Origin of the sequence: Flavobacterium sp. (genome assembly GCF_031423415.1) — a bacterium.
In the GTDB taxonomy this organism is placed as follows: domain Bacteria; phylum Bacteroidota; class Bacteroidia; order Flavobacteriales; family Flavobacteriaceae; genus Flavobacterium.
Window position 1 is genome coordinate 1 of record NZ_JANPFL010000156.1, and the last position, 3,832, is coordinate 3,832.

At 35.9% G+C, this 3,832-nt stretch carries 1 protein-coding gene; it reads left to right on the plus strand.

All coding sequences use genetic code 11. The annotated features are described in order from the left end of the window. Positions 1 to 3,832 (plus strand): MG2 domain-containing protein (locus tag RMO83_RS13710; RefSeq protein ID WP_310560264.1); only part of this gene is annotated, 3,832 nt, incomplete at both ends.

A 3,832-nucleotide genomic window follows, 5' to 3' on the forward strand; every position in this document is an offset into this window, starting at 1 on the left:
GTCAGACTTGGGCGTAATTGCAAAACGAGGCGAAAATAAATCGTATTTAGTTGTTGTAAATAATATTGTAACTACAGAACCTGTTTCTAATGCAAAAGTAGAATTATACAATTTTCAGCAGCAAAAACTAGCCACAGAATCAACCAATAGTGAAGGAATTGCAAAATTTGAGCTAGATAAATTTGCTTATTTTGCTATTGTTACCCAAGGCACACAATCTACTTATGTAAAATTAGACGACGGAAACTCTCTTTCTGTGAGTAATTTTGATGTCGCTGGCGAAGCATTACAAAAAGGCTTAAAAGGATTCATTTATGGAGAACGTGGTGTTTGGCGTCCGGGCGATAATTTGTATTTGTCCTTTATTTTTAACGATGCAGCAAATAAAATTCCAAACGCACATCCAATAAAATTTCGTTTGTCTGATCCTAGCGGAAAAATAATGTATCAAACCATTCAAAAATCGAATGAACTCAATCATTACAGCTTTGTTGTACCTACAAATACAGAAGACCAAACAGGAAGCTGGGAAGCTGTGGTGAGCGTTGGTGGCGCAAAATTTTATAAAAATATAAAAATTGAAACCATTAAACCCAACCGCTTAAAAATTAAAAATGTTTTCAAAAATGCCGTTTTATCTTCAACATATCCAAACACCAGCAATTTGCAAGTCAATTGGCTTCACGGGGCTGTTGCGAAAGATTTACGTGTAGAAATGCAAGCCAAATTCTCGCAAGAGGTAACTGCTTTTAAAGGTTTTGACAGATATGATTTTGATGATGAAGTACGTCAATTTAGCACCGAAGAAATTAATGTTTTTTCTGGAAAAGTTGATGTAAACGGAAAAGCATCTGTTACTATCGATCCAAAATTACAAGGGCAAGCGCCAGGAATGTTGCGTGCTGCATTTATGACAAAAGTTTACGAAGAAGGCGGCGATGTTAGCACCGATGTTATTTCTACAACCTATTCACCATATAAAACTTATATTGGATTAAAATTACCAAGATTAACCAAATATGAAATGCTTGAAACGAGAGCAAATAATAAATTTGAAGTAGTTTCTGTGGATGAAAATGGACGTCCAAAATCGGTAAAAAACCTAGAAGTAAAAGTATTTAAAGTAGAATGGCGTTGGTGGTGGGATTCGTCAAACGATAATTTATCGAATTATAACTCATCAAACTCAACTACATCTTATAAAACATTTAGAGTAAATACTGATGCTAATGGAAAAGGAATTTTCCAATTTGCCGTTACTGATGAAGAATGGGGGCGTTATTTGGTTCGCGTTACCGATCCAACTGATGGTCATGCCACGGCACAAACCGTAAATATAGATTGGCCAGCTTGGTCAGGAAAAACTAGAAATACCGATGCATCGACAGCTAATATGTTGGTTTTTTCTACCGATAAAAAGAATTATGCAGTAGGCGAAAAAGCCCAAATATCGTTTCCATCAAGTGAAGGCGGTCGTGCTTTAATTTCGATAGAAAACGGAGCGAAAGTGGTAGAAACCATTTGGGCAAAAACACAAAAAGGAGAAACCAAAGTTTCAGTTCCAATTACTGCTGCCATGGCGCCAAACGTGTATTTCAACATTACACTTTTGCAACCTCATGCATCGACCAAAAACGATTCGCCAATAAGAATGTACGGTATTATTCCTGTTGAAGTTATTGATAAAAATACCATTCTAGAACCAAAATTAGTCATGCCCGATGTCTTGAAACCAGAGCAAACATTCAACGTAAATGTAAGTGAAAAAACTGGTAAAGCCATGACTTATACTATTGCTGTTGTCGATGAAGGATTACTCGATTTAACTCGTTTTAAAACTCCAAATGCTTGGGATAGCTTTTATGTTCGTGAAGCTCTTGGCGTAAAAACTTGGGATATTTACGATGATGTTATTGGTGCCTATGGCGGAAAAGTAAACCAAATATTCAGTATTGGTGGCGATCAAGATTTGGGCGGTGGCAAAGCCAAAAAAGCGAATCGTTTTAAACCAGTTGTTGTGTATTTAGGTCCATTTAAATTAGATGCTGGCGGAAGCAAAACACATCAAATTACGTTACCAAAATATATTGGTTCTGTGCGAACTATGATTGTAGCTGGCGATGCCAAAACGAGCGCTTACGGAAGTGTAGAAAAAGCAACGCCTGTTCGTAGTCCATTAATGGCATTGGCTTCGTTGCCACGAAAAATTTCACCTTCAGAAAAAGTGACTATCCCAGTTACTATTTTTGCTATGGAAAATTGGGTTAAAAACGTATCCATTCAAATAAAAACAAGTCCAGGGTTGAAAGTCATTGGTAAAACAATTCAAAGTTTAGCTTTTGCTTCGCCTGATGAGAAAATGACTTATTTTAATTTAGAAGTCGGCGCCACAACTGGCATTGGAAAAGTAGAAGTTATTGCAACATCTGGAAAAGAAAGATCTACGTATGAAGTAGAAATTGATATGACCAACCCGAATCCGATTACGAATACTTTTACCGATATTATTTTAGAACCAAATAGCACAAAAACCATCAATTGGAAAACTTTTGGAGTTGCAGGAAGCAACAAAGCTAGATTAGAAGTTTCGTCTATGCCATCTATTAATTTTAATGGAAGGTTACAATACTTAATTCAATATCCGCATGGTTGTGTAGAGCAAACTACATCGTCTGTATTTCCGCAATTATATTTAAGTGATGTGGCTGATATTGATGTAAATAGAAAAGCAACTATTCAAAAAAATGTAACCGCAGGAATCAATAAATTATTTGGTTTTCAAGTGGCAAATGGCGGAATGTCTTACTGGCAAGGCGATTCGTCTCCAGACGATTGGGGAACTTCTTATGCTGGACATTTTATGATTGAAGCCGAGAAAAAAGGTTATGTTTTACCTATCAATTTCAAAACAAAATGGATTTCTTATCAACAAAAGGAAACCAAAAAATGGCGATTTGACAAAAAATATGGCAACGATTTTGCCCAAGCGTATCGCTTGTATACATTAGCATTGGTTGGCGTTCCCGATTTATCATCCATGAACAGATTGAGAGAAACTTCTGGAATTTCTAACGAAAGTAAATTGCGATTGGCTGCTTCTTATGCTTTGGCTGGACAGAAACAAGCTGGAACAGCATTGCTTTTAAAATCAACTATAGATGAAGAATACAATAATAATTACAGCTACTATTATTATGGTTCGAGCGATAGAAATCGTGCCATGACATTAGAAACTTTGATTTTATTAGGTCAGAAACAAAAAGCATTTACAACTGCCATGAAACTAGCCAAACAAATGTCTGCCGATCAATGGATGAGCACACAAACCACAGCCTATTGCTTATATGCGATGACAAAATTTGCTCAATTTAATGGTGGAAAGGGAATCGATATTCAGTTTAACGATGCTGGAAAAACCTTAGGCATAAAAACCAATAAAGTGTTAGCCGATAGAAATTTGACCATTAAAAATGGTGCAAATGGAATTACAATTAAAAATGTTAAAAACAATACATTGTATGTTCGGGTTTTAAATTCAGGAATTTTACCAGTTGGTCAAGAAAATGTGGTACAGAGTAATGTGAGTGCTAAACTCGTTTTCAAAAATAGAAAAGGTAATGTTATCAATGTTTCTAAAATTAACCAAGGAACCGAATTTATTGCCGAAGTGACTATTAAAAACTTGAAAAACGAACGTGTAGAAAATGTAGCTTTGTCTCAAATTTTGCCTTCGGGTTTCGAAATTGTAAACACTCGTTTTACCGATTTTGGCGATGCAACCAACAATGTTGCCGACCATATTGATATTCGAGATGATCGAACTAATTTCTAT